Source organism: Aliivibrio fischeri (genome assembly GCF_009727955.1).
Lineage (GTDB): Bacteria > Pseudomonadota > Gammaproteobacteria > Enterobacterales > Vibrionaceae > Aliivibrio > Aliivibrio fischeri_A.
The window spans coordinates 1-352 of record NZ_WOBR01000024.1; the positions used below are offsets into that span (position 1 = coordinate 1).

2 tRNA genes are annotated in these 352 nt (G+C 40.1%); both read left to right on the top strand.

Annotated features, from left to right (window positions below):
* The first annotated feature begins 39 nt into the window (after nucleotides 1-39).
* Nucleotides 40-116 (top strand) — tRNA-Ile (locus tag GNP81_RS19145).
* A gap of 36 nt (nucleotides 117-152) precedes the next feature.
* Nucleotides 153-228 (top strand) — tRNA-Ala (locus GNP81_RS19150).
* Nucleotides 229-352: the final 124 nt, after the last annotated feature.

The following is a 352-nucleotide window of genomic DNA, read 5'->3' on the forward strand; positions in this document are numbered from 1 at the left end:
ACAGATTGATTAGGTTAAAAAATTAAGAGACTTAATGTTGGGTCTGTAGCTCAGTTGGTTAGAGCGCACCCCTGATAAGGGTGAGGTCGGTGGTTCAAATCCACTCAGACCCACCAATACTTCTCCAGAAAGTATTGGATAACATTATATTTGGGGTTATAGCTCAGCTGGGAGAGCGCCTGCCTTGCACGCAGGAGGTCTGCGGTTCGATCCCGCATAGCTCCACCATCTTTAAGTATTCTCGTTTGAGAGTCTTTAAAAATGGTTTCGAAAGAAACATTGCTCTTTAACAATTTGGAAAGCTGACTGATTTAAATAACTTACGAGTTATTTAAATCAAAATTTAAAAGTT